This is a genomic window from Adlercreutzia equolifaciens (assembly GCF_029076695.1).
GTDB classification, from domain to species: domain Bacteria; phylum Actinomycetota; class Coriobacteriia; order Coriobacteriales; family Eggerthellaceae; genus Adlercreutzia; species Adlercreutzia equolifaciens_A.
In genome coordinates this window covers 392,023-419,008 of sequence record NZ_JARFIK010000001.1, presented here as the reverse complement: position 1 = coordinate 419,008, position 26,986 = coordinate 392,023, and the positions used below count along the sequence as shown (strand labels likewise).

The 26,986-nt window shown below is 58.2% G+C and carries 20 protein-coding genes and 2 tRNA genes; 20 read left to right on the top strand and 2 right to left on the bottom strand.

Features of this window, described 5'->3' with window-relative positions:
- Window positions 1-101: 101 nt before the first annotated feature.
- Both PZH32_RS01445 and PZH32_RS01440 read left to right on the top strand, forming a co-directional pair.
- The gene (locus PZH32_RS01445) at window positions 102-1,088 is read left to right on the top strand and encodes a ParA family protein (RefSeq protein WP_428994006.1); all 987 of its coding nucleotides are present in this window, start codon (window positions 102-104) and stop codon (window positions 1,086-1,088) included.
- Entirely contained in the window at window positions 1,081-2,169 is a 1,089-nt protein-coding gene (locus tag PZH32_RS01440) for a ParB/RepB/Spo0J family partition protein (protein ID WP_275205853.1), read from the top strand. The genes PZH32_RS01445 and PZH32_RS01440 overlap by 8 nt, the downstream gene beginning before the upstream one ends.
- Window positions 2,170-2,275: 106 nt before the next feature.
- On the opposite strand, the gene rlmN is transcribed toward PZH32_RS01440, so the two are convergent.
- Window positions 2,276-3,325 (bottom strand): 23S rRNA (adenine(2503)-C(2))-methyltransferase RlmN, encoded by a 1,050-nt coding sequence (gene rlmN / locus PZH32_RS01435; RefSeq protein ID WP_275205852.1) that lies wholly within the window; start codon window positions 3,323-3,325, stop codon window positions 2,276-2,278.
- A 103-nt stretch (window positions 3,326-3,428) separates the two neighbouring features.
- On the opposite strand from rlmN, the gene PZH32_RS01430 reads away from it, so the two are divergent.
- A complete protein-coding gene (locus PZH32_RS01430) occupies window positions 3,429-4,373 on the top strand; it encodes a D-alanine--D-alanine ligase family protein (protein WP_275205851.1) in 945 nt (314 codons plus the stop codon).
- A gap of 67 nt (window positions 4,374-4,440) precedes the next feature.
- On the opposite strand, the gene PZH32_RS01425 is transcribed toward PZH32_RS01430, so the two are convergent.
- The gene (locus tag PZH32_RS01425) at window positions 4,441-5,079 is read right to left on the bottom strand and encodes a hypothetical protein (RefSeq protein ID WP_275205850.1); all 639 of its coding nucleotides are present in this window, start codon (window positions 5,077-5,079) and stop codon (window positions 4,441-4,443) included.
- A 143-nt stretch (window positions 5,080-5,222) separates the two neighbouring features.
- Here PZH32_RS01425 and PZH32_RS01420 point away from each other — a divergent pair, with 143 nt between their 5' ends.
- The 17 genes from PZH32_RS01420 to PZH32_RS01340 all read left to right on the top strand — a co-directional run bounded on the left by PZH32_RS01420 (window position 5,223) and on the right by PZH32_RS01340 (window position 26,974).
- Complete coding sequence (locus PZH32_RS01420; protein WP_275205849.1) at window positions 5,223-8,186, top strand: helicase C-terminal domain-containing protein; 2,964 nt, start codon at window positions 5,223-5,225, stop codon at window positions 8,184-8,186.
- Window positions 8,187-8,200: 14 nt separating this feature from the next.
- Window positions 8,201-9,460: a hypothetical protein gene (locus tag PZH32_RS01415; protein WP_275205848.1), complete on the top strand. Its 1,260-nt coding sequence runs from the start codon at window positions 8,201-8,203 to the stop codon at window positions 9,458-9,460.
- 60 nt (window positions 9,461-9,520) lie between these two features.
- Window positions 9,521-12,598, top strand: coding sequence for an aminopeptidase (locus PZH32_RS01410; protein ID WP_275205847.1), 3,078 nt, complete (start codon window positions 9,521-9,523; stop codon window positions 12,596-12,598).
- A 53-nt stretch (window positions 12,599-12,651) separates the two neighbouring features.
- A tRNA-Arg gene (locus PZH32_RS01405) sits at window positions 12,652-12,727 on the top strand.
- A gap of 273 nt (window positions 12,728-13,000) precedes the next feature.
- Window positions 13,001-13,294: a 30S ribosomal protein S6 gene (gene rpsF, locus PZH32_RS01400; protein ID WP_275205846.1), complete on the top strand. Its 294-nt coding sequence runs from the start codon at window positions 13,001-13,003 to the stop codon at window positions 13,292-13,294.
- A 49-nt stretch (window positions 13,295-13,343) separates the two neighbouring features.
- A complete protein-coding gene (locus PZH32_RS01395) occupies window positions 13,344-13,838 on the top strand; it encodes a single-stranded DNA-binding protein (protein WP_275205845.1) in 495 nt (164 codons plus the stop codon).
- A 20-nt stretch (window positions 13,839-13,858) separates the two neighbouring features.
- Window positions 13,859-14,119, top strand: a complete 261-nt coding sequence (gene rpsR / locus PZH32_RS01390) for a 30S ribosomal protein S18 (RefSeq protein WP_016310128.1) — start codon at window positions 13,859-13,861, stop codon at window positions 14,117-14,119.
- A 15-nt stretch (window positions 14,120-14,134) separates the two neighbouring features.
- Window positions 14,135-14,716, top strand: coding sequence for a 50S ribosomal protein L9 (gene rplI, locus PZH32_RS01385; RefSeq protein ID WP_275205844.1), 582 nt, complete (start codon window positions 14,135-14,137; stop codon window positions 14,714-14,716).
- 239 nt (window positions 14,717-14,955) lie between these two features.
- Window positions 14,956-16,359 carry a replicative DNA helicase gene (gene dnaB / locus PZH32_RS01380; RefSeq protein WP_275205843.1) on the top strand — a complete coding sequence of 468 codons (1,404 nt, stop codon included), beginning with the start codon at window positions 14,956-14,958 and terminating at the stop codon, window positions 16,357-16,359.
- Between the two features lie 8 nt (window positions 16,360-16,367).
- On the top strand, window positions 16,368-17,645 hold the full coding sequence (locus PZH32_RS01375; RefSeq protein WP_275205842.1) for a metallophosphoesterase family protein: 1,278 nt from the start codon (window positions 16,368-16,370) through the stop codon (window positions 17,643-17,645).
- Window positions 17,646-19,907, top strand: a complete 2,262-nt coding sequence (locus PZH32_RS01370; protein WP_275205841.1) for an ATP-binding protein — start codon at window positions 17,646-17,648, stop codon at window positions 19,905-19,907.
- A 156-nt stretch (window positions 19,908-20,063) separates the two neighbouring features.
- Entirely contained in the window at window positions 20,064-21,389 is a 1,326-nt protein-coding gene (locus PZH32_RS01365) for an adenylosuccinate synthase (RefSeq protein ID WP_275205840.1), read from the top strand.
- Between the two features lie 101 nt (window positions 21,390-21,490).
- Window positions 21,491-22,780: a phosphoribosylamine--glycine ligase gene (gene purD / locus PZH32_RS01360; RefSeq protein WP_275205839.1), complete on the top strand. Its 1,290-nt coding sequence runs from the start codon at window positions 21,491-21,493 to the stop codon at window positions 22,778-22,780.
- Between the two features lie 116 nt (window positions 22,781-22,896).
- Window positions 22,897-24,429, top strand: coding sequence for a coproporphyrinogen III oxidase family protein (locus PZH32_RS01355; protein ID WP_275205838.1), 1,533 nt, complete (start codon window positions 22,897-22,899; stop codon window positions 24,427-24,429).
- 17 nt (window positions 24,430-24,446) lie between these two features.
- Window positions 24,447-25,157 carry a prepilin peptidase gene (locus PZH32_RS01350; protein ID WP_275205837.1) on the top strand — a complete coding sequence of 237 codons (711 nt, stop codon included), beginning with the start codon at window positions 24,447-24,449 and terminating at the stop codon, window positions 25,155-25,157.
- Between the two features lie 112 nt (window positions 25,158-25,269).
- A tRNA-Phe gene (locus PZH32_RS01345) sits at window positions 25,270-25,345 on the top strand.
- Window positions 25,346-25,417: 72 nt separating this feature from the next.
- The gene (locus tag PZH32_RS01340) at window positions 25,418-26,974 is read left to right on the top strand and encodes a helix-turn-helix domain-containing protein (protein ID WP_275205836.1); all 1,557 of its coding nucleotides are present in this window, start codon (window positions 25,418-25,420) and stop codon (window positions 26,972-26,974) included.
- Window positions 26,975-26,986 lie beyond the last annotated feature (12 nt).

Here is a 26,986-nt window from a genome sequence, read left to right as displayed (position 1 = left end):
TCACGTGAAACATCAATCTTTTTAACCCGCTCTCGGCTTACATCGTCTCACGCTTCTGATGACGATGCTATACTGTGGTGCACTTAAGGAAGGAGGCCTCTGTGGGATTTTTTGATAGTCTTAAACGAGACAATAAACAAACCCCGACTGTCAACAACGAGGAAATAGCCCCGGTGGAGCAAGAAACTGCTCCGAGCCCTCAAATTCAGGACCCTGAAGAAATCGAGGTCCATGTAAGAGAGATCGAAGCGCCTACCATTGATCCTGTTCCCTCGAAGCCGCTCAAGACCTTTAAAGAAAAGGCGCCGGTTCAGCATGTAGTTGGACATACGAAGATTATTGCCATCATCAACCAAAAAGGCGGTGTTGGTAAGTCAACTACAGCTATCAACCTAGGTGCAGCCTTAGGGGAGATGGGAAAACAAGTGCTCCTCGTGGATCTCGATCCTCAAGGTAACGCTTCAAGTGGCCTTGGTGTAGATAAGTCTCTTATTCAGCAGTGCATCTATGATGTATTGCTGAATGATGTGCCTCTTGAGGAAGTTATTATTCCCGATATATCTGAGGGACTGGATATTGCCCCAGCTACTATTAACTTGGCGGGCGCTGAGGTCGAATTAGTTTCGGAGATGGCCCGCGAGAATCGTCTCAAAGATGCAGTAGGAGGCATGAGGGGCCGCTACGACTTTATTTTGATTGACTGTCCTCCATCCTTGGGTCTCCTGACGGTAAATGCTCTTGTAGCTGCTGACAAGCTTCTTATTCCGATTCAATGCGAGTTCTATGCCTTGGAAGGTGTGACAAAACTTCTTGAATCAATGAAACGTGTCAAATCTCGCCTTAATCCTACCTTGGATATCTACGGTATTTTGTTGACTATGTACGATAGTCGTACCACTCTTTCCAAGCAGGTGGTTGATGAGGTACGAGATTACTTTGGTCGTTTGGTCTTCTCGACGCCTATTCCTCGAACAGTGAAGCTATCTGAAGCTCCTAGCTTTGGCCAGCCGATTACTCAATACGATCCTAAGGGTCGTGGATCCCTTTCCTATATTGAACTCGCAAAGGAAGTGATTGCTCGTGGCTAAGAACGAACGTCGCGGTCTTGGTCGTGGTCTCGGTTCCCTTCTTCCTGGCTCCTATGAACCGGTAGCCCCGGCAACTCCCTCGCCAGCTCGTCAACGTGTGACGGTCGATGTTGAGGAGTTCCAGGAATCAGAAGAACTGGTGTCCTCTCGTACTTCAACTCAACCCGTTGCGCCCACTGCCTCTCTTGAGACCGATCCCTACAATGAGGTCATCTCGGAACCTATAGTGCGAGAAGTATCTACTGAAAAGACGCTGACTGTTGAAGAAACAGCAGTCGAGACTGATGAAAAAGCCACTGATGAGGTCGATATTGATCTTATCGAGCCTAATCCTGATCAGCCTCGTACTCAGTTTAAGAAGGAAGAGATAGAGGAGCTTTCGTCCTCTATTGAGAAAGATGGACTTCTCCAGCCGATTCTGGTTCGTAAGATCGAGGGTGGTCGTTATCAAATTATTGCAGGTGAGCGCCGTTGGCAGGCATCGCGAGCTGCTGGCTTGGCAAAAGTCCCGATTCGCATTAAAGATGTGGATGACAATCAAGCGCTTGAGTTGGCTCTTATCGAGAACATCCAACGCTCGGATCTGAATCCCATCGAAGAGGCCTATGGCTATCGACGCTTGATGGAGCGTCGCAATATGACCCAGGCCGAGGTTGCTCAAGCAGTGTCTAAAGGCCGGTCAACGGTAGCGAATGCTCTCCGATTACTGGATCTTCCCGAAGAGGCACAGCAGCTTCTGTTTGAAGAAAAGATCACTGCCGGCCATGCCCGCGCTATTCTTTCCGTACCTACTCAAGAAGGAAGAGCAAGTCTGACCAATAAAATTGTTGAGGGTAACCTAACAGTACGTGAAGCTGAGAACCTTGCACGTCTGCTTGCTGGACGCGACTCAGCAAAGAGTGCTGCCCCTCGCCCCGCAACGCCGCCGCTTTTTAAGTCCGTTGCTAAAACCCTGCGTGATACTTTAAAGACGAATGTACGAGTGAAGTCTTCGAAGGGGAAGAATAAGATCGAAATCGAATTTAAGAGTGAAGAAGAGCTCCAGAGAATATTCGATGAGATAGTATCAGGTATCGAGTAAATCGCTTTACATAACACTTTATAGAGAAGCCCTTTGTTTCACGTGAAACAAAGGGCTTCTCTTATTCTTAATCAAGAAACAGATCAGTGATGTTTCACGTGAAACATCACTGATGATCCAAGGTGCTATTCTTGAGCTGACCACAAGCTCCGTCAATATCGGATCCACGAGAGACGCGCGCGGTGGTCTCGATGCCCTCTCTGTTAAGCCGATCAAGCCACTGCTTCATAGTTCGAGAGGTGGAAGGTTGAAGAGTGGCCCCCTCGACAGCGTTCATAGGAAGCAAATTGACATGGCAGAGAAGCCCGCGGCAGAAGTTGATAAGAGCTTCAAGATGCGCTTCATCGTCGTTGACGTCCTTAAGAAGGAGGTACTCGAGTGAAACTCTCCGCCCGGTTTTCTTATTGTAGATGGAAAGCGCTTCCTTTAAGGAATCAAGAGGTTGGGAGGAGACGCGAGGCATAAGTGCATCTCTTGTTAAAGGAATGGCGGAGTGTAGAGAGACGGCCAAGGTAAATTGCTCTGGCTCATCAGAAAGCTTGTTGATTCCCTCGATAATGCCACAGGTAGAGAGTGTAATGTGACGGGCTCCGATATTAAGATCTTCCTTACTGTTAAGAATACGAAGCGCTTTAATCACTTCGTCGTAGTTGAGAAAAGGTTCTCCTTGACCCATGACAACAACATTGCTCACCCGTCGCCCAAAGTCGTGCTGAACAGCGACAGCCTGTTGGACGATTTCTTGGGCTGTCAGGTTACGCGTTAGTCCTTCTCGTCCAGTAGCGCAGAAGGCGCACTCCATAGGACAGCCGACCTGCGAGGAAACACAAACAGAAAGCCTTCCCTTGTCGGTGCCTGCTCCTAGTTCGGGGAGACCAACTGTTTCGACCAGGCAGCCATCCGAAAGACGGACAAGATATTTGCGAGAGCCGTCGCAGGAAAGGGCTTTATGAGCAATTTCGATATCGTGACTTGGGAATTCCTGACTCAATTTATACCTGAGGGTGGCTGGAATATTCGTCATTTGATCATAAGAAGTAACATGGTGGCGATGCAGCCATTCATGAATTTGCTTTCCCCGGAATTTAGGTTGACCCCAGCTCTCCATGAGATCACCAAGGTCGTTGGCGCTGTATGTGAAAAGTTCATTGTTCATGAGGCTATTATAATTGAGCTGACAACCCCTTTACTGGTTCAAGCTAAAGAGTCTCCCTTTGGTATACTGACCCCGATGTAATTTGAGTTTAGAAAGGCCCGCTATGCTCACTTCTTTGGTTCCATCGCAATGCAAAGTAGCTCTCCTTGCGGGAGGTACGAGCGGAGAGCGGGAAATTTCCCTCTCTTCTGCAAAGGGCGCTGGGAAGGCCCTTGAGACAGCTGGCTTTGTTGTAACTTACCTTGATCCCGCCTCTCCCTCAGATTTGAAGCGGTTGATTGATGAATCTTTTAACGTCGCCTTTTTATGCATGCACGGGAAAAAAGGCGAAGATGGTGTGCTTCAAGGGTTTTTGGAGCTGATTGATCTTCCCTATACCGGCTCAGGTGTCTGGGCGAGCGCTACGGCGATGGATAAAGCGAAATCGAAGGAAGTGTATCGCAAGGCCTCAATTCCTACAGCATCTTCTTTCTCCGTTATCAAAGGAGAAGAATACGACTCGAAGACTATGGCGCAAGAAATTAAAGGACGTTGCGTCGTTAAGCCTGCGACAGAAGGAAGCTCTCTAGGTATCTATATTGTCGAGGGAGAGCAGGCAATACGGGATTCTTTGGATAAGGTATTTGAGATTGATGATTCCGCTCTGGTAGAGCAGTATATCGACGGGAAAGAGCTAACTGTTGCCGTAATAGGCAATGAAGACCCGCAAGCACTTCCCATTATTGAGATTATCCCTCAAGGTGAATCGTATGATTTTGACTCGAAGTACGCACCCGGTGGTTCTCAGCATATCTGTCCGGCGGCGCTCGACGAGGAGATTACTTCTCGTATTCAGGGTTTGGCGGTGCAAGCTCATCAGGCCCTCGGATGTCGTGGTATGTCGCGCACGGATTTTATCCTCGACAAGGAAGGTCAGCCCTGGGCGTTGGAAACAAACACTATTCCTGGAATGACCAGCACCTCGCTTCTTCCTGATGCCGCGAAAGCAGCGGGCATAACCTTCCCTGAGCTCTGCACGCGTTTAGTAGAATTCGCCCTTGAGAAATAAATATCAGGCTGAGACAACAGAAGACCCGAGCGACTATCGCTCAGGTCTTCTGTTGTCTTGCAACTGTCTAGAATACACCGCAGGATTTCAAACTAAATATAATAGCCGCGACCACACAGAGAAGGAAAGCCCAGCTTGCCACATAGCATCCTTTGTTCCCTTTGCGACTCTGCTCTACTAACTGGTCAGTCAAGGACTGGCGCGTTTTAATGTAGGCAGTGCCTTTCTTTGAAGCCGGAAGAGGAAGAGTGTCCTTGGGCTCCCAGGCCCCTTTTGACTGCACAATACGGTTAATAGCGTCTTCCTTGAGTGCTATCACCGGGCGAACCCCCTTCTTCAGAGACCCGCTAACGAAATCGACAAAAGCGCCAAAGCTTTCTTTCTCAAGAGGGTCGTAGGCGATCACCGCGGCTTCTCCCCAGTAGTGGCCGGGCTCGGGTGTGTCAGTGAATGCCACAAAAGACAACAGACCGACCATCACGAGATCCTGTGCCTTAAGAAGGCTAAGCTGACGAGAGAAAGCAGGGTCGAAATATCCCACGCGCGCATTGAACTTATTGACCAGCCACGCCTTCTGCACGCCGTCTTCAATAGTGCATTCGATTTGGTAAAAATCGCCTACCAGATTATCAGCGCCGATAAGCCCCGCTGCTTCCTTGCGGGACGCCGTTTGAAATGTTTGATATGTACCAAAATAGCGTTCCATGGTTATCTCCTCGCAGAGGCTGATACAATACCTTCGTTGTTAAGACACACGATAACCGAGCCTGTCCGATACGGGAACCACCGCTTTGACGAGGTTCCTTTTTTTCGGCCTGAGGGTGCCGTGTCGAAGAAAAGGCAAACGCTATGTCCCGTGATACCACTCCTTTAGAAGGTCTGCTCCAAACGTTTATTACCGACGGTACCCCTCAAGAGATTGTTGAGCGGTATGAGTCTCTTCCTGCTTTGGCGGCGTCAATGGATTTTGGGCCCTTCGACAACAATCTTGTGGTTTTAGATACGGAAACCACGGGTTTTTCCCTCAATCATGACGAGCTTACGCAAATTGCTGCCGCCCGCGTTGAGCAGGGGAAAATTGTCGATTGGTATATTACCTTCGTTAATCCGGGCAAGCCGATTCCTGACGATGTGGCCCATTTGACCGATATTCACGATGAAGATGTAGCCGACGCTCCTTCTCCTTCGGAAGCACTTGCCGGTTTGGTTGAGTTCGTTGGCGATGCCGTTGTGGTGGCCCATAATGCAACATTTGATCGCAACTTCACGACTAATCATCCTGCAGGTTATCCCTTACTTGAGAACACCTGGGTCGATTCTCTTGATTTGTCGCGTATTGCGCTTCCCCGCATGAAATCTCATCGTCTTATCGACTTGGTGAAAGCGTTTGGTGCCCCTCGCTCCACTCATCGAGCTGATGAGGATGTAGCAGCCACCTGTGCCTTGCTCCGCATCCTCTTAGCGGGCGTCGCATCGATGCCGTCCATGTTGGTTAAGGAGATTGCCGGTATGGCTGAACCTGAGGTATGGCCTACCGTGACAGTCTTCCAGTATTTCTGCGAAAAAGCCGCTGAGCAGGAGCCTATTCCTGCCTTTTCTCTCCGCGCCCTTCGACGAGAGCGCGTCGGCGCTCTCAATATGACCCCTCTGGCGGATGCTGAGGTGCTTGCCGGGGATCCTCAGCGGGGACTGACTTATCCCTCAACTGAAACAATCAGCGCCGATTTTGCCAATGCGGGTGTTTTGGCCACGCTTTACGAAACCTACGAACAGCGTACAGAGCAACAGGCCATGGCCGAGGCGGTCCGCACGGCATTCGCCACTTCACGCAATCTTGTGGTCGAGGCCGGCACAGGGGTGGGGAAGTCCATGGCCTACCTGCTTCCTGCTGCTCGCTTGGCTATGGATAACGGCGTAACCGTTGGTGTGGCTACTAAAACCAATGCTCTCCTAGATCAGCTGGTCTATCATGAGCTTCCTGCCCTGTCTGCAGCCTTTGATGGCAAGCTCACCTATGCCGCCCTTAAGGGCTTCTCTCATTACCCCTGTTTACGCAAGGTTGAACGCATCACGGTTGATGGGCCGCAAATGCGACTGGTGGGTAAAACCGAAGAAAGTCAGGCACCGGCTCTCGCGGCTTTACTGTCCTTCGTTGAGCAGACCAGCTACGATGACATGGACTCTTTGAAGATCGATTATCGTGTACTGCCTCGCTGGGCCATCACAACCACGAGCCATGACTGCCTGCGTCGTAAGTGTCCCTTCTTTGGTACTTCTTGTTTTGTTCATGGCTCTCGTCGCCGCGCCGAAGCCGCGAATATCGTCGTAACGAACCATAGTTTGCTCTTCTGTGACCTGGCGGCTGACGGAGGACTTCTTCCTCCTATCCGTTATTGGGTGGTCGACGAGGCCCACGGCGCCGAAAATGAAGCCCGCCGTGCCTTCTCGCTCGAGTTGGCCGAAGAGGATATTCTTGCGCTCACGAAACGCGTGGCTTCGGAAGACGCCCGCCGCAATGTCTTCGTTCGTGCAGAACGAACGGTGGTCATGCCCGGCAACGAATCAATCTCCACGTTGTTCTACGCATTGACGAACAAAGCGCGCACCGCGGGAAAGAAATTTGCCTCCTCGGCAGAAGAATTCTGCCACCACCTGAAAGACCTCTTGTTCTATGACACGAACAAGCGGTCCAAGGGCTACGAGAACGTCGACTTATGGCTTAACGACGAAATCCGCGCCTCCTCTCTCTATAAAGCGGTGGCTGCTTTCGGCCGAACGATGGCCGAAGACGCCGAGAAGATGATTACCGCCTGCCAAGAGCTGGTCGGCTATCTGGAGGATATAGAGGGTGCTGCGGTTATCCAGCGCGAAGTGGCGGCAATTGCGCTTGAGCTGAAAGAAATTGTGCAGGCCGTTGAGATTATCTGCGTCCAATGCCCGCCGCAGTACGTGTATGCGGCGCATTTGACGCGCAAGAACGATCGTCCTCAGAACAAACTCGAGGCTCTGCTATTCAATGTCGGTCAGAAACTCGATGAGACGCTCTATGCCAACACCCATTCTGTGGTCTTTGCCTCGGCTACCCTGACCGTCGACCAGAGCTTCAAGGGCTTTGAGGAAGCCCTCGGCCTCAACACCAGTGAACAATCGGCTACCGATGAGCTTTACCTGTCATCGAGCTACGATTTCGACCGGCAGATGACTGTGTTTGTGGCCAACGACTTGCCTGAACCGAACGATCCCGCCTATTTGGGAGCGCTTCAGGGCCTCCTTACCAAGGCTCACCGGGCGCAAAAGGGCTCGATGCTCACCCTGTTCACCAACCGTCGTGAGATGGAGAGCTGCTTTGACGTCGTTCAACCAGCACTGAAGGAGAATGATCTCCGTCTTGTGTGCCAGAAATGGGGTGTTTCCGTAAAGGGGCTCCGCGATGATTTCCTGGCCGACGAACACCTTTCGCTCTTTGCCCTGAAAAGCTTCTGGGAGGGATTTGATGCGCCAGGAGCCACGCTCAAGGGCGTGGTCATCCCCAAACTGCCCTTCGCTAAGCCAACCGATCCCCTCTCTTGTGAGCGGGCGGCTCGAGATGATGCAGCCTGGCGGCGCTATGTGTTGCCGGCAGCGGTGTTGGAAGTGAAACAGGCGGCGGGGCGTCTTATTCGCAAAGCCGATGATGAGGGCATCCTGATTCTTGCCGATAAACGCCTGGTGACAAAAGGTTACGGCAAGACCTTCCTGCGCTCCTTGCCCAGCCAGAATATTCGTGTGCTGAGCACCGAGGACATTATCGCCGCCATTGAAGAGCGCCAGTAATAAGCAGGTGTGTCGTGGCCCGAAAGAAGTCCCATCAGGGTATGCATATCAAGCGGAATACTGCTGGTTCGTCCAACGAGATATCGTTTAGCGTTCTGGATGCGGCCAAAGAGGCCCTCGGCGACGACCGTCACGATCAGGGCGGCACGGGAGGGATTTCCCTTTTCACCTTGGGGAAGAAGGGGAAGCCCCGCTCCACGCCGGCTAAGGACCAGCACATCGTCCTTTCGGGGGACGCCGCAAAGCACTCAAGGTCGCGGTCGGCGTCCCCGTCAAGCGGGGAGCGCCATGCGGCGGCGCAGGCTCGGACTGCCCGTCGCACCATTCCCGTTATTGTGGGCATTTGCGTGGTGCTCGTCCTTGCTCTGGTGGGTCTGCAGACTTGGCTCCAGATGGTTGATCGCCAAAAAAGCCTGCGCACGCAGCTGGACGGGCAGTTAGAACTTCTTGCTGCGGCCGATGAGGTGGTGATCCCTCTTGATGACCTTGTCATGAAGCTTGTGGACGCCAATTTCTTCTCTGAAGAGGCTCAAGACGATCCCCAGCTATCCCAGGAAGCCCTTGCTGAAACCTATCGAACGGTGGTGGCCGATATCGCTCCGGCGCGGGCCGACTTGGAAGGCATGGTGTCCTCTATCGAGGATATCGAACCTTCTTTGACCGACAATAGAGACGAGGAAGCAGCAGCCCAAGCCATCATCGCCGCTCAGTCGCGACTGAACATGCTGGACGCGGGAGTGAAAATCATCGACGAGGCCCTCATGGCCACCGAATCCTACGAGGCGGCGGAAGATGGGTGGACCCGGGTTATCGATGGAGATGCCGCTGTGCGTGAGGCCACTGATCTGGCCAAAGACATGACAAAGGACAACGTGCAGGCGTCTATGGCGAAGACTCAGGAAGCCATCGTTGCCTTTGGCGAGGCTGAGGCGCTGTTCGACCATGCTGTCAGCGCGTATCCAGGCCTTGATCTGCAGTCGGTGGAAGAATACCTGGCGAAACGGCAGGAAGCCCAAGCTGTGGCTCTTGAGCTTGACCAGGCCTACCTTGATCGCGACAAGACGGCTCTGAAGAAAAAGAGCAGCCAGTACAACACGCTAGAAGACGAGGCTGCCTCGCTGGCCCAAACACTAGGGGAGCGCCCTGAAAACATCGTGGTACAGAAATATCGTTCCGCTGTGGCTGATGAAAAAGAGGCCTATGATGCAGAGCGATTGAAAGCAGGTAATGCTGATACGTTTCTCCGTGATTATTTGGGAACAACCCCCGAATAGCGTATACTAGTAATACTTGTGTCAAATTAACAACCCTCACCACGAGGAAAGGCCATAGACATGACCGAGCTCAACGAGCATGTTGCATATCTATCCCAGGAAATTGGACCGCGCCCTGCCGGAACCGAAGAGGAGCAGCGCGCGGCTCTTTACATTAGCGATGCCCTCTCAAATGAGGCGGGGCTTCCTACCACGTTGGAAGATTTCCAATGCAACCCCGACAGCGGCCTTGTTCGGGCTTTGTGCTATGGCGTAGCCGTTGTGGTAACTCTTATCGCCACCATCGTGGCGGCTTTGGCCATTCCCGCGCTGGTCATCGGCTTTATTTGCGCCGCGTTGGTGGCCGCGGAGATCTTTGGAAAGCCTGTGCTTTCTCGCCTGATGAACAAAGGAGTGAGCCAAAACGTGGTGGCTCAGTACAAGCCCATGCGCTCCACCTCGCGCTCGTCGCGCCGACGCAAGGTCATCGTTGTGGCAAACTACGATTCGGGTAAGGTTCGCCGAGGCCTGACCTCCTCGGTGGTGGCTGCGTTACCGGTCATTCAATGGGCTGAACTGGCTGGACTGGTGCTTATGCCGGTTCTTCTGCTTATTCGCTTCATCGTAGCGCCCTCCGATGTGGCGTTGATTGTCTTCAACGTGCTGCTGGCCGTGGTCATGGTGCTGGACGTTCTTCCCGTGGTTTCTTTTGTTATGGAGAAGTTGGCTGATTACAACGAAGCAGCAAACTGCAACGCCGCCGGCGTGGCGGTAATGATGGAAGTGGCCCGTCGTGTGGCCGAAGCCCAGAATCTGCCTGACGAGCCCGATGCACTCATCCATGGCGAACAAGCGGCCCAGTCGGCTGGCCTTGTGCCCGAAGGGGCCGAATTGGTCTATGAAACGGCTCCTTCCGCCGATGCCGATGTTGATACCTCCATGGAGTCGGCCGCCGCGCGTCTGGCCGCCGCTAAAGCTGCCGTGGCTGCTTTGTCCGGAAAGCCGGTTTCTTCGACGACAAACGTGGTGGAGAGCAACCCCTCGGAGCAGACCACCGACGAAGCCGTACAGGAAACAGCGGAAGCTTCTGATGAGGTAAAAACAGCTCCTGCCTCTGTGGCCGCTCCCATTGCAATCGCTCCGGCGGTCGAGGAGCCTGCCTCCGACGTTCCCGAATGGTTCAAGAAGGGCCAGGAGCAGGCGAAGCGCCCTGCCGTCGAGAAGCCGGTCCAGCGCTCTCGCTATGCCGATGCCCTTGCAGCGGCGGAAGAGGAAATCCAGTCGCGCGAAGAGGCAGATCAGGCAGCGGCTGAGCTTGATGCCCGCATGCGCACTATGCGCGCCTCGGTCCAGGCGGCCGCTGAAGCGGCTGGCTCTCACAAGACCGCGGTCATCGACCCGGCCCCCGCGGCTGATCAAGCGCTTGAGGCCCAGCAAGAGGTACCGGCGGCTCCGGCTCCCGCGACGTCTGACGCTCCGGTGTCCGCGTCGGCTGCAACCTCCGAGAACCCTTCTCCTTCGCCGGCCCCCGAAAAAAACTCCACCGCGGCCCGTATCGACAACCCGACCATTGCCGTGCCCGCGATTGAGCCGTCCTCTACGCCGAAGGCCCCTGCCGTTTCCTCGTCGCTACCCACCATTGAGGTGGCCGACGAAGCCGAGGTCATGGTTCGCGAGGCCCCGCGTCCGCTTACGGGATCCACCGAAAACGCGGCCCTGGCCGGTATTCCCAGCCCTGCCGACAGTATTCCAGCGCCTGCTCCGAAGAGCGGCCGCCGCTTGGTGGTGCCCGCCATTGGGGAGGAAGTGGTGGCCGAGGAGGCCGCAGCGCCCGCTCAGCGTCGCCGCCGCGCTATCTCGCTGCCGAATATTGGCGTTTCCCAGGAACTGCCTCGCATCTCCATGGACGATCGCGGTCAGGCCGCTCCCTTGTCGGAAGAGCGCCCTGCGCGCGATGGTCGCGTGCGCGACCTGAGTGCGGTTATTCCCGCTGTGGCCGAGCCGTCTACCAGCGGAGCAGTGTCGTCGCGCACGGGGGCGAACGAAGCCGCTCTGCGCAATGTGCTGCCCTCTCTGAATACCCCCGCTTCCCAGAACGACCCGTCGCTGTCGGGAAGCATCAGCCTGGCCGGCTCGTTCGCTTCCATTGGGGCCACGGGTGCCGCGCCGGCGCTGGGCGAGGAGCTTTTCGAGAACGCCTCTCCCGATGACTTGTACATCGACGATGCTGACGATTCCGCCTATCAGGAGCAAATTACGGAAACCGGCGCCATGGCTGGCCCGGGCTACGTTGAAATGCCTAAGAGCCGCTTCGGGCGTCTGTTCGGCAAGCTGCGCCGTAAGGAGAAGGAACAGGTATCCACGCCGCAGGAGTGGCTTGACGTGGAAGACACCTTCGAGGCTCAGGAAGTTGGAGCCGCACGTGGTAGCTGGGAAAGCTTCCGCGACGACAGCGTTGAGGATTTGGGGCAAACCACGGCATTCACGCCGGATTACCTGGAGGACGCTTTCGACGACGAGTACGACGCCAACATGGGCTCGCAGCCGCGTTATCATGGCCGTCCGTTTGAAGGAGGAGCCTTTACCCCCGAAGAAGGGGAGGCCGACCTGGGCGAGACCATGGCTGTTCCTGTCAGCGCGTTCGCCGAGGGCCTGCCGGCCGATTTCGTCTTCGAGGCGCAGCCCGAAGAGACGGTCATCGAGCAGTTCCACGCCAAGCGTGTGGATATGGAGGTCTGGTTCGTGGCGCTTGGTTCCGAGCTGGCCAACAATGGTGGCATGCGCGCCTTCATGGACGCCCATGCTGCTGACTTGAAGGGATCTATCATCATCGAGCTGCAGGGCCTGGGCGCGGGTCAGCTAACCCTCATCGACAAAGAGGGCACCTATGGGGCGAAGAAAGCTTCAAGCCGTATGAAGCGCCTCGTGAAGAAGGCGGGCCAGGCTGTGGGGCTCTCGGTTCCCACGGGCACCATGGAGTGGATGAATTCCGCAGCCGGCTACGCGCTCAAGCACGGCCAGCAGTCCATGCACCTGGCGGGTATGGACGGGCGCAAGCCTGCGTTCTTTGCCCAGGCCGACGATGTGATCGAGAACATCGACGAAGATCAGCTCTCTCTGAATGCCGACTTCGTCATGGAGTTGCTTCAGAGCATTTAGCACGACGGTTCGCCACGGCTGGTACCCTGCTCCGTGGTAGAATCAGGCACCCTGCCCCCGTAGCTCAGCGGATAGAGCGTCGGTTTCCTAAACCGTGCGTCGGAGGTTCGAGTCCTCTCGGGGGCGCCACTGTTCACTGGTACGAGCACCTTCGGGTGCTCGTACTGTTTTCTCGACCTGCTTACTGTCCTCAAGATGCGACATCAGGGCGACAAAAAGGAGAGTTGCCTCCGAATAAAGATACCTAGGATCGGGCGCTAGCTTGGCAATGTGCGCATTCCGTGAGGGAAAAGGGGACAAGGAAACGCTCGAGCGGAAGCTCTGATAGAATATTCAGGCTATTCCTGCTCCGGTGTTTGCCTTCACCAGCCCGGAGCCATACAGTCCAAAGGAGGTGAGCTGATGAAGGCTTATGAACTGCTGTTTATTGTTGCCCCCACCATCGATGACGAATCTCGCGCCGGCGTGATGAAGCGTATCGAGACGGCTATCGCCGAGGGTGCCGGCGTCGTTGATAACGTCGACAACTGGGGCAAGCGCAAACTCGCTTATGAGATCAACGGTCTGTCTGATGGCGACTACACTCTCATCGATTTCCACACTGATCCGCAGAGCATTGCCGAGCTCGATCGCGTGCTGCGCATTAACGATGCTGTTATGCGTCACATGATCGTCGCCCGCACCGATCGCGATTAGTAGAAATCCCGAACAGCCAAGCGGCTGTTCACCATGAGAAGAGGTAGAAATGAGCATCAACCGAGTGATCATCAGCGGAAACCTGACCCGCGATCCTGAGCTTCGCTCCACGCAGTCCGGCATGGACGTGTTGAGCTTCGGCGTGGCCGTGAACGACCGTCGCCGCAACCCCAACACGGGCGAGTGGGAAGATTATCCGAACTTTGTGGACTGCACTATGTTCGGCAACCGCGCCCGCAGCCTGAGCCAGTACCTGACCAAGGGTACGAAGGTGGCCATCGAGGGCAAATTGCGCTGGAGCCAGTGGGAGCGCGATGGTCAGAAGCGTTCCAAGCTGGAGGTCATCGTCGACGAGCTGGAGTTCATGTCCAGCCGCAACGGCAACGGTGGTGCTTCGCAATACGGCGATTACGGCGCGCAAGCCCCGTCCTACGGCAGCCCGGCCCCGGCCTACAGCGCCCCGGCTCCTGCCCCGGCACCGGCGCCCGCCGCTCCCGTTATTGATGCTACCTCGTCTGTGTACGATGATGACATTCCGTTTTAAGCGAAAGATTAGAGGTTAATATGGCCGATTACGCTAAGCAGCCTCGTCGTAAGTATTGCCAGTTCTGCAAGGACGACGTTGAGTATGTCGATTACAAGGACACTCAAATGCTGCGCAAGTACGTTACCGATCGTGGCAAGATCAAGCCCCGTCGCGTGACCGGTGCCTGCACTCAGCACCAGCGCGACATCGCGGAAGCCGTTAAGCGCGCCCGCGTCATGGCTCTCATGCCCTACGCCGTTCCCGCGGTCAGTGGCCGCGGCGATCGTCGCAATCGCTAGGCGAAGGAGGGAACCATGCAAGTTATTTTGCTGAAGGAGCTCCCGGGCAAGGGCGGCGAGGGCGACGTCATCGACGTTGCTCGCGGCTTTGCCAACAACTACCTGCTCACCCAGGGTTTTGCCGTGAAGGCTACCAAGGGTAACCTGAAGCAGCTGGAGGAGCGCAAGAAGAACATCGCTAAGCGCGAGGAAACCCGTATCGCCGATGCCAACGCTCTGGCCGAGAAGCTCAACGCTGCTACCGTGCACGTTGAGGCTCAGGTGGGCGAAGAGGGCGTCCTCTTTGGCTCCGTCACCGCTCCCATGGTGGCCGACGCCATCGAGAACGAGCTCGGCATCGAGATCGACCGTCGTCGCGTCGAGCTGGGCAAGCCCATCAAGATGGTGGGCACCTACAAGGTTCCGGTGTCGCTGTACCGCGACATCAAGGGCACTGTCACCGTCATTGTGGGCGGCGACGAGGCTGAGGAGACCATCGAGGCTCTCGATGAGGCTATCGAGATTGCCGAGTCTCCGGCTGGCGAGACCGTCGAGATCGACGGCGAGGTGTCCGAGGACGGCGTGGTCGAGGTTGAGGTGACCGAGACCGAGGAGTAATCTCCCTGTTCTGCTGACATGAAGGCCCTCTGCTTCGGCAGGGGGCCTTTTTCGTAAGGAAGCCCCTTAAAGCCCAGGCCGCAGCCGCGCGGCCGTCAATGTTTCACGTGAAGCGTTTTATCAAGGAGCCGATAAACGCTCATGCGGTAAAGAAGCCATCGCGGGTCGCCCGTGTTTGCCTCAGGCGCGGTACAATAGACCACCAGCTAAGTTTGCCAAGCGTCAGAGAAGGATGTCCCATGCCCTACCAGGACAACGCACCGATGCCCGAGCCCATGGGGGGCGGTCCAAAGCTCCCCCCTCATAACATTGAAGCCGAGCAGGCCGTGCTCAGCGCGTGCATCCTGGATGCCGATATCAATGAAGAGTTGGTCATCAAGCTGCGTCCCGAGCACTTCTTTCGCCCGGCCCACCAAATCATCTTCGAGAGTATTCGCAATCTGACGCAGCGCAATATTCCCGTGGATCAAATCTCCCTGGCCGATACGCTGCAATCGGCGGGGCAGCTGGAAGCGGTGGGCGGCCGCGCCTACTTGGCCGAGCTGGCCGACTATTCCTTCGCCCGTCTTGCCTGGGAGCGTCACAGCGATATTGTGAAGCGCGATTTTATCCTGCGCGGCCTCATCGACGCTTCGGTGTCTATCAACGCCTTGGCCAACAATGCCCCTGACGACTTGAACGAAGTAGTCGAGGAAGCGGAGAAGACCCTCTTCAGCGTTACCGAGAAGCGCGTCAGCTCGTCATTCCGTAAAATGAGCGACCTGGTTACCGAGGCCTACGACCAAATCACCCGTTTGGCTAATCAGAAGGACTCCATGGCCGGTGTGCCTACGGGCTTCACGGACGTGGATAACTTGTTCCACGGCTTCCGCGGTGGCGACTTGGTTATTTTGGCGGCCCGTCCTGGCGTGGGCAAGACTTCGTTCGCGCTGAACTTGGCCACCAATGCGGCGAAGGCCGGCGTGCACGTGGCCTTCTTCTCGTTGGAAATGAGCGCGGACCAGCTGGTCCAGCGTATCTTGAGCTCTGAGGCCCGCGTGTCTCTTTCCAAGCTGCGCAGCGGTATTGTGCAACCGGGCGACTGGGAGGCGCTGGCCAACGCTTCGGGCGTCATGTCGGGACTGAACATGTACATCGACGACTCGCCGGGTCTGTCCATCTTGGAGGCCCGCGCGAAGGCTCGTCGAGAACTGCGCAACGTGGTGGGAAACGAGAAGGGTCTCATCATCGTCGACTACCTGCAGCTGATGCAGCCGGCCACGGCCCGTCGCGACGGCAACCGCGCCGTGGAGGTGGGTGAGATTTCCCGTGGCCTGAAGGTGTTGGCCAAGGAAATGGACATGCCCGTCATCGCGCTGTCCCAGTTGTCCCGCGCCATTGAGCAGCGCGGTGCGAATAAGCGCCCTATGTTGTCCGACCTGCGTGAATCTGGTTCTATCGAGCAGGACGCCGACATTGTTATGTTCATCGACCGCTCCATGAACGAAGTGGAGGCCGAAAGCGACAGCCGTCCCGATCTGGGTCAGGCCCAGCTGATTGTGGCCAAGCACCGTAACGGTGCCACCCGTGATATCGATCTGGCGTTCAATCCCGAATTCACCAAGTTCATGGACTTCATCGACGACTCGCGCGTCGGTTACTAGGGTAGTTCGTGGGTGCCTCGCTGACATTTCTCCACACGGCCGATTTGCACATCGGTGCACCTTTCCGCGGCTTGCGGGCGCTTTCGCCCGCCTGGGCCGACCGGCTTATGGAGGCTATTCCCGAAGCGTGGGACCGCGTGGTGGATATTGCGCTGACCAACCACGTGGACTTTGTGGTCATTGCCGGAGATATTTTCGATTCGGCGCGCGCTTCTTACCGCGACTACCTGCGTTTTTTCCAGGGTTTAGCGAAGTTGGATGCGGCGGGTATTCCCAGCTACCTGTGTACGGGTAATCACGACCCTCTCAGCCTGTGGCAGCAGGATTTTTTCGCGTTGCCTCCCCACGCAACTATTTTGGCAGCCGACCGTCCCGACTTCGCTCTCTTCGAGCGCGACGGCAAGCCGCTGGCAGTCATCGGGGGGCGAGGATATCCCAATAAGGTGTGGTCGCCCCACGAAAATATCGCCGAAGGAATCACGCGCGCAGCTGCTATTCGCGCTTTGGGACCGCTTGCCGCCGAGGCGCCCTTTGCGGTGGGCGTGCTTCATACGGGGCTGTGCCTCGACACGGTAAAAGCTCCGACGGAGCCCAAAGAGCTGCTGCGCGCGGGATTCGATTACTGGGCTCTGGGCCACATTCACCAGCGCTGGATGAACGACGAACGGGCACCGCGTCTGGTGTTCTCTGGTTGTATCCAGGGAAGGGACGTGCGGGAAACAGGCCCACGCGGCGTCTACTTGGTGCATCTGGAACAGGACCGTCCCCCTTCGCTGACCTTTGTGCCCACGGCGTCCGTGGTATGGGAGCGCCTGACTGTCGATGTGACGGACTGCGCCAATATTCCCCAGCTCATCCAGAAAACCATGCGCGAGCTTTTTGCGCTGAACGGCGATGCGGCCTGTGAGGAAATGATCACCCGTATCACCTTGACGGGGGCCACGCCGCTCCATGAGGTGCTGCAGCGACCTGGTGTTTTGGAGGACGTGCGCGCTGCTTTGAACGACTCCTACACCGAGTTTTTCTGCGATGCGCTCATCGACGACACGCAGATGCCCGTTGATAGGGAGGCGCTGCGGACCGAAAACCTGTTCCCCGCGGTGTTTATGCGCGCGGCTGATACCGTGCGCGCCGATCGAACAGCCGAGGCGGATTACCTCCAGGAGGAGTTTCTGGCCCGCAATGTGTCGCTTTCCGAGCCGCTGTCGGCCAAGCAGATCGACAAGCTGGCCGAGGAGGCCGAGCGCTTGGTGCTCGATCTTCTGTTGCAAGGAGACGAGGCTTAAATGTCCCACGATCGCCTTGCTCTTTTTCTCCAGCATATGCGCATCGACAACTTCGGTGCCTTCAGCCGCCGCACCTTAGGTCCTTTCGGCCCTCACCTCAACGTTGTCTTCGGGCAGAACGAGGCGGGAAAGACCACCGTGGCCTCGTTTGTGGGCGGGGTGCTTTTTGGCTGGGAGGAAGCCCGCGGCAATCGCAACACCTACCGCCCCGTAGGCGCGGACCGCGCCGGTTCGCTCTTCTTTGCGGCGGTTCCTGAAGAGGCAGCGGAAGAGGCTGGGACCGAGACAAAGAAGCGCGGCGCCGTTCTCCGCGAGGAACCGGTCGTGGCCTCGGTTTCTCGAGCGCGCAATGCCGACGGGCTGCAAGGGGATACCTTCGTGGTGGAAGATATCGACAAGGATACCTTCCGCACCATGTTCTCCCTGAACAGCGACGAGTTGCGTTCGCTGCGCAACACGACGGACACGACGGCGAAGCTGTTGACGGCAGGATCGGGGACGGGTTCGTCGCCGGCCCACGCTCTGGCCCACATCAACGAGCGCCTGGCCACGTACACGTCGCGTGCGGCGGGGGCCGAGCATTCCCTTGTGCGGCTCGCGGCAGCCCGCGCCGAACTGCGCGAGCGCCAGCACCGAGCCGCCGCCGAGGCGGATGCGCTGCGCGATCAGGACCGCGAACTGCACCAGCTTGATCCTGAGCGCCAGGCCATGGCGCAGCGTGTCGATGAGGCCAATCGGCTTATCGAGGCGCTGACGGCGGCTCAGGCCGAGCTGGAGCGCAACACGGCCGAAGAGGAGAAGCTGCGCCGCGAACTGCGGCGCCTGCGCGAAGACGAAGCCCGCGCCGCCCAGGAGCGCGTACGCTTGGAGGGGGACATTGGCCGCCATCTGGCCTCGCTGACCAGTACCGACGAGCGCCTGTTGCGCGATCGTCTGGACAGCTTGAGCGACCAACAGACCCGGCAGGGCCATGCCGTGGAAGTGGCACGCAGCAACTACACATCTTCCAAGGCGGTCTACGAAGCGCTGGTGGAAACCACCGACGAGCGCTCCGATCGTCGGGAACGCCGCTCGAAGCGCCGCCTGCAAATTGCCTTCACCCTGGTGATTCCTGCTATTCTGTTTCTGCTGGGCGTCCCTCTGTTCGTGGAAGGACGCAATCGCGGGTCTATGACCTACATGGCGCTCGGCTTCGCCCTTTCGCTGTTTGCCGCCCTCATGGCCGTGGGTGGTTTCGTGATGCTGTTTCGACCTAACAAGCAGGAATCGGCGCGGAAGGAGCGCTTCGACGATGCCCATTGGGTGATGGTGCAGGATAAGAAGAAGCTTGAGGCGTGCCTGGCCGAGGAAGAGGCCATGGCCCAGCGCATTGCTCGGGCCTTGGAGGACGAAGGGCTGTCCGAAGCGGGCTCTTCGCTGCGCCAAGCGCGGACTATTCTTGACGAGGCGCGGGACACGCGGGCGGAGATGGCTTTGTGTACGCAGCGCCAGCAGGCGGCGGCGTCGCGTCGCGGCCAAGCGGAACAGCGTCTGGAGGAGCTGGCCGAAGAGCGTGGGCTAATTCTGCGTCGGGCCCAGCTGGAGCCGACGGCTACTATCAGCGATGTCGAGCGCGAGCTGGCCCATCGCCTCCAGCAGCGCGAGGGACTTTTGGAGGCCTTCGAGGCCATGAACCAGCGCATTGGCGAGCTGACCAGCACGCTGGTAGCCGCCCAGTCCGAGCATGATTTCGATCGGCTGAAGCTGGAGGCCCAGCAGGTAAATACGCAGCTGGAGGAAGCGCGCGCCGATTTCGCTCGCTTGCTGCTGGCCAAACATATGCTGGAAGTGGCCATTTCCACCTGGGAGTCGAAACGACAACCTGAGGTGTATGCCCAGGCCAGCCGTTTGCTGGCCATCATGACCCAGGGGGCCTGGACGGAAGTGTCGCTCACGCCCGAGGGAACACTGCAAGTGTCCAACGCCCTGAAAGAAACCCGCGCACCGGTGCACCTTTCGCTGGGCACCTGCCAGCAGCTGTACCTGGCCCTGCGCATCGCCCTGTTGACCAGCGCCGACAACGTGGGCCGGGCCATTCCCATCTTGGCCGACGACATTCTGGTGAATTTCGACGCCCAACGCCGCTTGGGCGCGGCCCGCGCCTTGGCCGAGCTGGCGCAGCAACGGCAGATCATTTTGTTCACCTCCCACGAAGAGGTGGTTCGTGTGCTGAAGAAGGCCGCCAAGCAGACGGGGCACCCCGCAGTCATCATCGATTTGTAGCGTGGCGTCGCCCCCCGCTGACCGTTCCCGAAGATTCACCCAGGAATCCCCACCCGATGGCAGGGCTTTGATGGCACGGGTTCCTGCGGCTGGTATACTGGGCTCTTGCAGGAAATAACACCTCATTGTTCCAGAGCAGCGACGAAAGGAACCGGCATGCCCAATACAGTGCTCGTCGGCGCCCAGTGGGGCGACGAAGGCAAGGGTAAAATCACCGATCTCATTGCCAGCGATTACGACTACGTAGTCCGCTTCCAGGGAGGCAACAACGCAGGCCACACCGTCATTCATGGCGACAAGAAACTGGCGCTGCACCTCATGCCCTCCGGCGTTATGTACGAGCACGCGGTGCCCGTCATCGGCAACGGCGTGGTGGTGGACCCCGGCGTGCTGGTGAAGGAAATGGCCATGCTCGAGGCCGAGGGCGTTTCCTGCAAGAACCTGAAGATCTCCAACGACGCGCACCTTATCATGCCCTATCACAAGGATCTGGACGGTGCCGACGAGAAGAGCCTAGGCACGAAGAAGATCGGCACCACCAAGCGCGGCATTGGTCCGTGCTATCAGGACAAAATGGGCCGCAAGGGCATCCGCATGCAGGATTTGCTCGATGAGAAGATTTTCCGCTTGAAGGTGGAAACGGCCCTGGCCCAGAAAAACCCCATCCTGGAGAAAATCTACGGGCTGCATACCTACACCGTCGAGGAAATTTGCGACGAGTACCTGCCCTATGCGCGCATTCTGGCGCCCTATGTGTGCGAGTCGGCTCACATGCTGAACTCGGCGCTCAAGGAGGGCAAGACCATCCTCTTCGAAGGCGCCCAGGGCACGCTGCTCGACATCGATCACGGCACCTATCCCTTCGTCACCTCGTCCAGCTGCTGCGCTGGCGGTGCCCCCACGGGCACGGGCGTGGGTCCCAAGGCCATCGACAAGGTACTGGGCATCCAGAAGGCCTACGTCACTCGCGTGGGCGAGGGTCCCTTCCCCACGGAACTCAAGTTCCCCGAGAACGGTGGCACGGGCCAGGATGCCGAGGACGGCGAACTGCTGTGCTCCGTGGGCCACGAGTTCGGCGTAACTACGGGACGTAAGCGCCGTTGCGGGTGGTTCGACGCGGTTATCGGCCGCTATGCCGCCGAGGTGAACGGTCTGACCGATGTGGCCCTCACCAAGCTGGATGTGCTGTCGGCCTTCGACACCATCAAGGTGTGCGTGGCCTACGAGTGCGACGGCCAGCGCTACGATTACTTCCCCATGCAGCAAAGCGTGCTTCACCACGCGAAGCCCGTTTATGTGGAGCTGCCCGGTTGGAAGGACCAGGACATCACGGGTTGCCGCACCTATGAGGAGCTGCCCGAGAACACGCGCAAGTACATCGAGTACCTGGAGGAAGTTACCGGTGTGCCCATGAGCATTGTGTCGGTGGGCCCCGATCGTGATCAGACCATCATTCGCGACAGCTGGTACGAGACGAAATAGGCCGCTCCGGCGGTTTTGCCAGACCCTGGCCGCAGCCTCGCGGATGTTGCGGCCAGTCTGCACCTTCACCTTCTCGGTTGAAATTGATGAAAGGACGAAACGTGAACATTCTGCTTATCGGTTCCGGCGGCCGCGAGCACGCCATTGCATGGGCCCTGCAGAAGTCTCCCCACACCGATGTGCTCTATGTGGCCCCGGGCAACGGCGGCACGGCCGACATTGCCGAGAACGTCGACCTGGACGTGGCCGACGGCGAGGCGCTGCTCAGCTTCGTGCAGGAGCGCAACATCGGCCTGGTGGTCATCGGCCCCGAGGCGCCGCTGGTGGACGGCGTGGCCGACCTGCTCCGCGCCGACGGCGTGCCGGTGTTCGGCCCCAATGCCGACGGCGCCCAGCTGGAAGGGTCCAAGGCCTACTCCAAGGCGTTCATGGAGGCCAATGATATACCCACGGCGGCCTACGGGCGCTTCGACAAGGAAGCCGATGCCCTGGCCTACGTGCAGGAACAGGGTGCTCCCATTGTCATCAAGGCGGACGGCCTGGCCGCGGGCAAGGGCGTAGTAGTGGCCGAGACGCTGGAAGATGCCGAGGCGGCGGTTCGCGCCTGCTTCGATGGCGCTTTCGGCGATGCCGGCAGCACGGTGGTCATCGAAGAGTGCATGACCGGCCCCGAGTGCTCGCTGCTCTGCTTCGTCACGAACGGAAAGTCCTTCCCCATGGCCCCGGCCCAGGACCACAAGCGCGCCTACGACGGCGACTTGGGCCCCAACACCGGCGGCATGGGTGTGTATTCGCCCGTGCCCATCGTCACCGACGAGGAAATGGCTGCCATGGTGGCCATCATGGAGAAGGCGGCCGCTGCTACGGCCCGCGAACCTTTCGCCATGGACTACCGCGGCACGCTTTACGGCGGCTTTATGCTGACGCCCGAAGGGCCGAAGATTGTCGAGTTCAACGTGCGTTTCGGCGATCCGGAAACCCAAGTGGTGCTGCCGCGTCTTGAAAGCGACCTGGTGGAGGTCATGATGGCCGTGGCCGAGGGCCGCGCCGACGACATCGACCTGCGCTGGTCCGACGACTGGGAGGTCTCGGTGGTGCTGGCCAGCGAGGGCTATCCCGGTTCCTACGAGAAGGGTAAGGTCATTCTGGGCATCGAAGAGGCCGAAGAGCTGCCCGGCGTGCTGGTGTTCCATGCGGGCACGCGTCGCAATTACGATGGCGAGCTGCTTACCAACGGCGGCCGCGTGTTGAACGTGGTGGCCCGCGGCGACAGCTTCGAAGAGGCCCGCGAGCGCGCCTACGAGGCCTGCGAGCTCATCAACTTCGAAGGCAAGCAGCTGCGCTACGACATTGGCAAGAAGGCCCTGCAGGGCCGCAGCGCCTGGGAATAACCGCGTTCCGCCCGTCCTAGGACGGGCGGAACTGTCGATGCCGAGGTTCTGGCAGGCGTCTGTCGGAACCTCGCTTTCTTCCTTGGGCGAACCTACGAGAAAGAGGTAACGGGAGCATGATCTCAGAGCGATTGCTGACCCAGGCGGTGCGTTTGTGCACGGCCAACTACTTGAAGCTTTCCCCCTGCGAGGAGTCGTTTATGCCAGCTCCCGAGCCGGGTCAGCGCTACATGCTGTACATGCATGTGCCGTTCTGCGAGCGCCTGTGCCCCTACTGCTCGTTCAACCGCTTCCCCTTCCGCGAGGAGCGGGCGAAACCCTACTTCGAGAACATGCGCAAAGAGATGCGCATGCTGAAGGACTTGGGCTACGACTTCGATAGCGTGTACATTGGCGGCGGCACGCCCACCATCATGATCGACGAGCTGTGCGAGACCATCGACCAGGCCCGCGACTTGTTCTCCATCAACGAGGTGTCCAGCGAGACGAACCCCAACCACCTTATTCCGTCGTATTTGGAGAAGCTGAAGGGCCGCGTGCAGCGCCTTTCCGTGGGTGTCCAGAGCTTCGACGACGGCCTTCTCAAGCAGATGGACCGCTACGACAAGTACGGCAGCGGCCAGGAGATCATGGAGCGTATTCAGGAGGCGTCCCCGTACTTCACCTCCATGAACGCCGACATGATCTTCAACTTCCCGGCCCAAACCGAGGACATCCTCATCAACGATATCGAGATGGTCATTCGCTCGGGGGCCAGCCAGACCACCTTCTATCCGCTTATGGCCTCGCCGGCGGTGGAGCGTTCGCTGGCGGCCACGGTGGGGAAGGTGGACTACAACCGCGAGCGTCAGTTCTACGAGATCATCTGCGATTTGCTGCTGGGCGATTTGCCCGACGGGCGCCCCGGCCTGTTCGAGCTGGGCAGCGCCTGGACCTTCAACCGCCGCGGCACCGGCGCGGCGGGCGAGGACGCCATGATCGACGAGTACGTGGTGGACTATGAGGAGTACCCGGCCATCGGCTCGGGCGGCATTACCTATTTGGGCTCCAACCTCTACGTGAACACGTTCTCGGTCAACGATTACAACGCCGCGCTTGATGCCGGCCGCATGTCCATGATGGGCAAGACCACGTTCTCGCTGCATGATCGCATGCGCTATCGCTTTATGATGCAGCTGTTCGGTCTGCGCCTCGACAAGCGCCAGTTCGAGCGCGATTTCGGCGTGTCTATCGAAGTGGGCCTGCCCGTAGAGATGGCCTTCATGCGCGCGTGCGGGGCCTTTGCTACCGACAATGCTGACGAGCTCACTTTGACTCCTAAGGGTCGCTATCTGGTAGTGGTGATGATGCGCCAGTTCTTCATTGGCGTGAACAACCTGCGCGACCAGGCCCGTGCGGCTCTGACGGGCGAGGAGCGTGAGCTGATATTCGGCGACGGCTGCAAGAAGGAGCCTGCCGCAGCAGCTCCCGCGGCGGCTGGCGCTACGACCGATGGCGCTGCTTCGGGAGAAGCCGAGCATGAGAGTGTGGCCTACATTAAGTTGGAGGAAGCGGTGGCTGAGGCCCAGGCTGAAGCGGCGGCCGATGCCCTTGAAGACGCCACAGCTGCCCATGACGCAGCGGCATCCTTTATCGCCAGTGCGCACTAGCTGCCTTCCGAGGTTTGATGACGTATCTTTCTGGCATAACGCTTGCCGCCTACGGGCTGGTGGTGTTGTTGCTGGTGGCGGCAACGGTGACCGACGTGCGCACGCGTCGCATTCCCAATCTGGTTCCCCTGGCCATAGTGGCACTCTGGGGCTTGTGGCGTATTGTCCTGGGATTTGCCGGCATGCATACGGGCTTGGGCTTTGTTGAGGAGATGTTCGCGCCGGCCCCTGATGTGACCGTGCCTCCCGGCCTTGAGATTGGCGGCATCACCGTGGCCAGCGGCATCCTGGGCGCGGTGGTGCTCGGCGGTGGTTTGCTGGTGCTGACGGTGGGATACGAGGCGTTCACCCATAAGCAGGCTTTCGGTGGGGGAGACATCAAGCTGATGGCCGCCCTCGGTTTGTTCCTGGGTCTTGAGCGCGGGATTGTGTGCTTGATGGTGGCCTGCGTGTGCAGTCTGATCTACGCCGTTATCGCGCGGAGGATTGCGAAAGCGGCGGCGCCTGCTCGAGGCGCCGCGGGCGAGGAGCCAGCGGGGCTCGCCCAGTGCGACGGGTGCGATGGGCGCAACGGCCGCAGCGGGCACGATGGGGTCGTTGGACCCGGTAGCCGCGCTGGGCACGGTGGAGACGATGTCCGACTCGAGCGGGAGAAGAGCTTTGGCGCTACGGTTCTGCCCTTCGGGCCCTTTATCGCCCTCGGTGCTCTGGTGGCGTTCGTCTTTTAGGCCGCGGGAGCCATGAACCGTCTGCCACAAAGCCCATTTTTCTTCTTGCATTGCCGCGAGAGTGCCGCTAGAATATATCCTCGCATTGGAAACCCCGCGTTTCCGCGCATCCGGTCGGGTAGCTCAGTTGGTAGAGCAGCGGACTGAAAATCCGCGTGCCGAGGGTTCAAGTCCCCCTCCGACCACCATGAATGACAGAGCCCCTGCAAAGGGGCTCTTTTCGTATAACGAGCAGTTTGAGAAGGCGAGCAAGGTAAGGGATGAAGGGGAACCTAAGATGGCTGGCGGGCTTCAGCCTGTATTGGGCTTGGGTCGTCATTGTCTTCTATAGCGACACCCTTATGCTGTTCAGCACTGATCCTGCTTCGTCTCTTGAGGTGTTCTGGGTGTGGGCCACCTGGGCTCATTTCGTGGGCCTCGTGCTATTTGCTATTTTGGGTGCTCGGACTCCTCAGATTCTCACAGGAAAGCTGGCGTGCTGGGCTGCAGGGTGCGCGACAGCCTTGGGTGCTGCGGCTGCGGCGGGCTCATTTCCTCTTGCCAGTCAGCCGGGAGGCCTTTGGCTTTCCTTCGGAGGAGCGTTCCTCATCGGTCTGTCTTCGTCCCTGGTTCTCTTGCAATGGGCGGCGTTCTTTGAGCGGGCGCCTTCGTCGAGTGTTGGCATTGCATCGGTGATGTCGTTTGCGGGCGGCCTGCTGGTGTATCTGGTTGCTCGTTTGTTCCCGCTTATGGTGGATTTCTCCCTGGTCTTTATCTTGCCCCTGGCTTCAGCGGCTATCCTCGCAGGGCCAGCCCAGGAGTGCGCCTCTCAGGGCGAAGGCGAGGGCGGCGGTGTTGCTTCATCGGAGGATGCCTCTCTGTGGCGGAGGCGCTCTTTTGTTTTGGGTCTCGTTGCCTTGGTTTTGGCGGTGGTGGTATTTGCCGTGTGCGGCGAGTTGCTGCGGTCGCTGTCAGTGCGTGTCGGTGGTGCCGGCGCGCAAGCTATGGGCATCCCTTATTTGACCGGCGGCCTGGTGGGGCTAGCCGTGCTTGTTGCGGTCTTGCTGATACCAGGAACCAAGCGCGTTCGCGGTCCGCGGCCCATCACTGTCTCCCTGTTGCGCGGCGTTGTGCTTGTGATGGCCCTCGCTTTCTTGGTCGTACCGTTTCTCGAGGGGCCTGCCATTAGCTTCGCTTATGCCATTTTCGGTGCGGGATTCTGGTGCTTCCGAGCAGTTAGCTGGGTTGTCTGCTTTTCCGGGGCTCGTCATCTTCATGCCCGCTCTACAACGTTTGTGGCCGTGATGGATGCGGCTTTCGCTATTGCCGTAGTGGGCGGCGGCGAGGCCAACGAGCTCCTTGTCTCCACCATTGACAGCCAAGTCTTGAATCTGGCGACCGTGTCTCTGTTTACGGTGTTCGTGCTCATGGTGGTAGCTTTGGTGGTGCTGAACAGCTCGGCCATGCGTTACTTTGTGCAGGGAGCTACTTCAGGTGATTCGATCAAGGTTGATGGAGCAACGGAGGACACGCCCCAGTTTCCCGAAGCTGACAACGGTACGGCGGCCAGCGAGGCGCCCTCGGGTGATACTCGCCTCGCTGCTAACGTGGATGCGCTCGCGGAACGTTACGGCCTTACTCCGCGAGAGCGCGAAGTTGCCCATTTGCTCGCCCGTGGCCGCAGTCTTCCCTTCGTGCAGAAGGAACTGCACATTTCGCAAAACACGGCACAGACCCATGCTCGGCATATTTATCGCAAGCTCAGCGTGCACTCACGCCAGGAGTTCATAGACCTGGTTGAGATTGGGAATTACCAGGTCAAAGAGGACTATCACTGAATTTATGTGAGG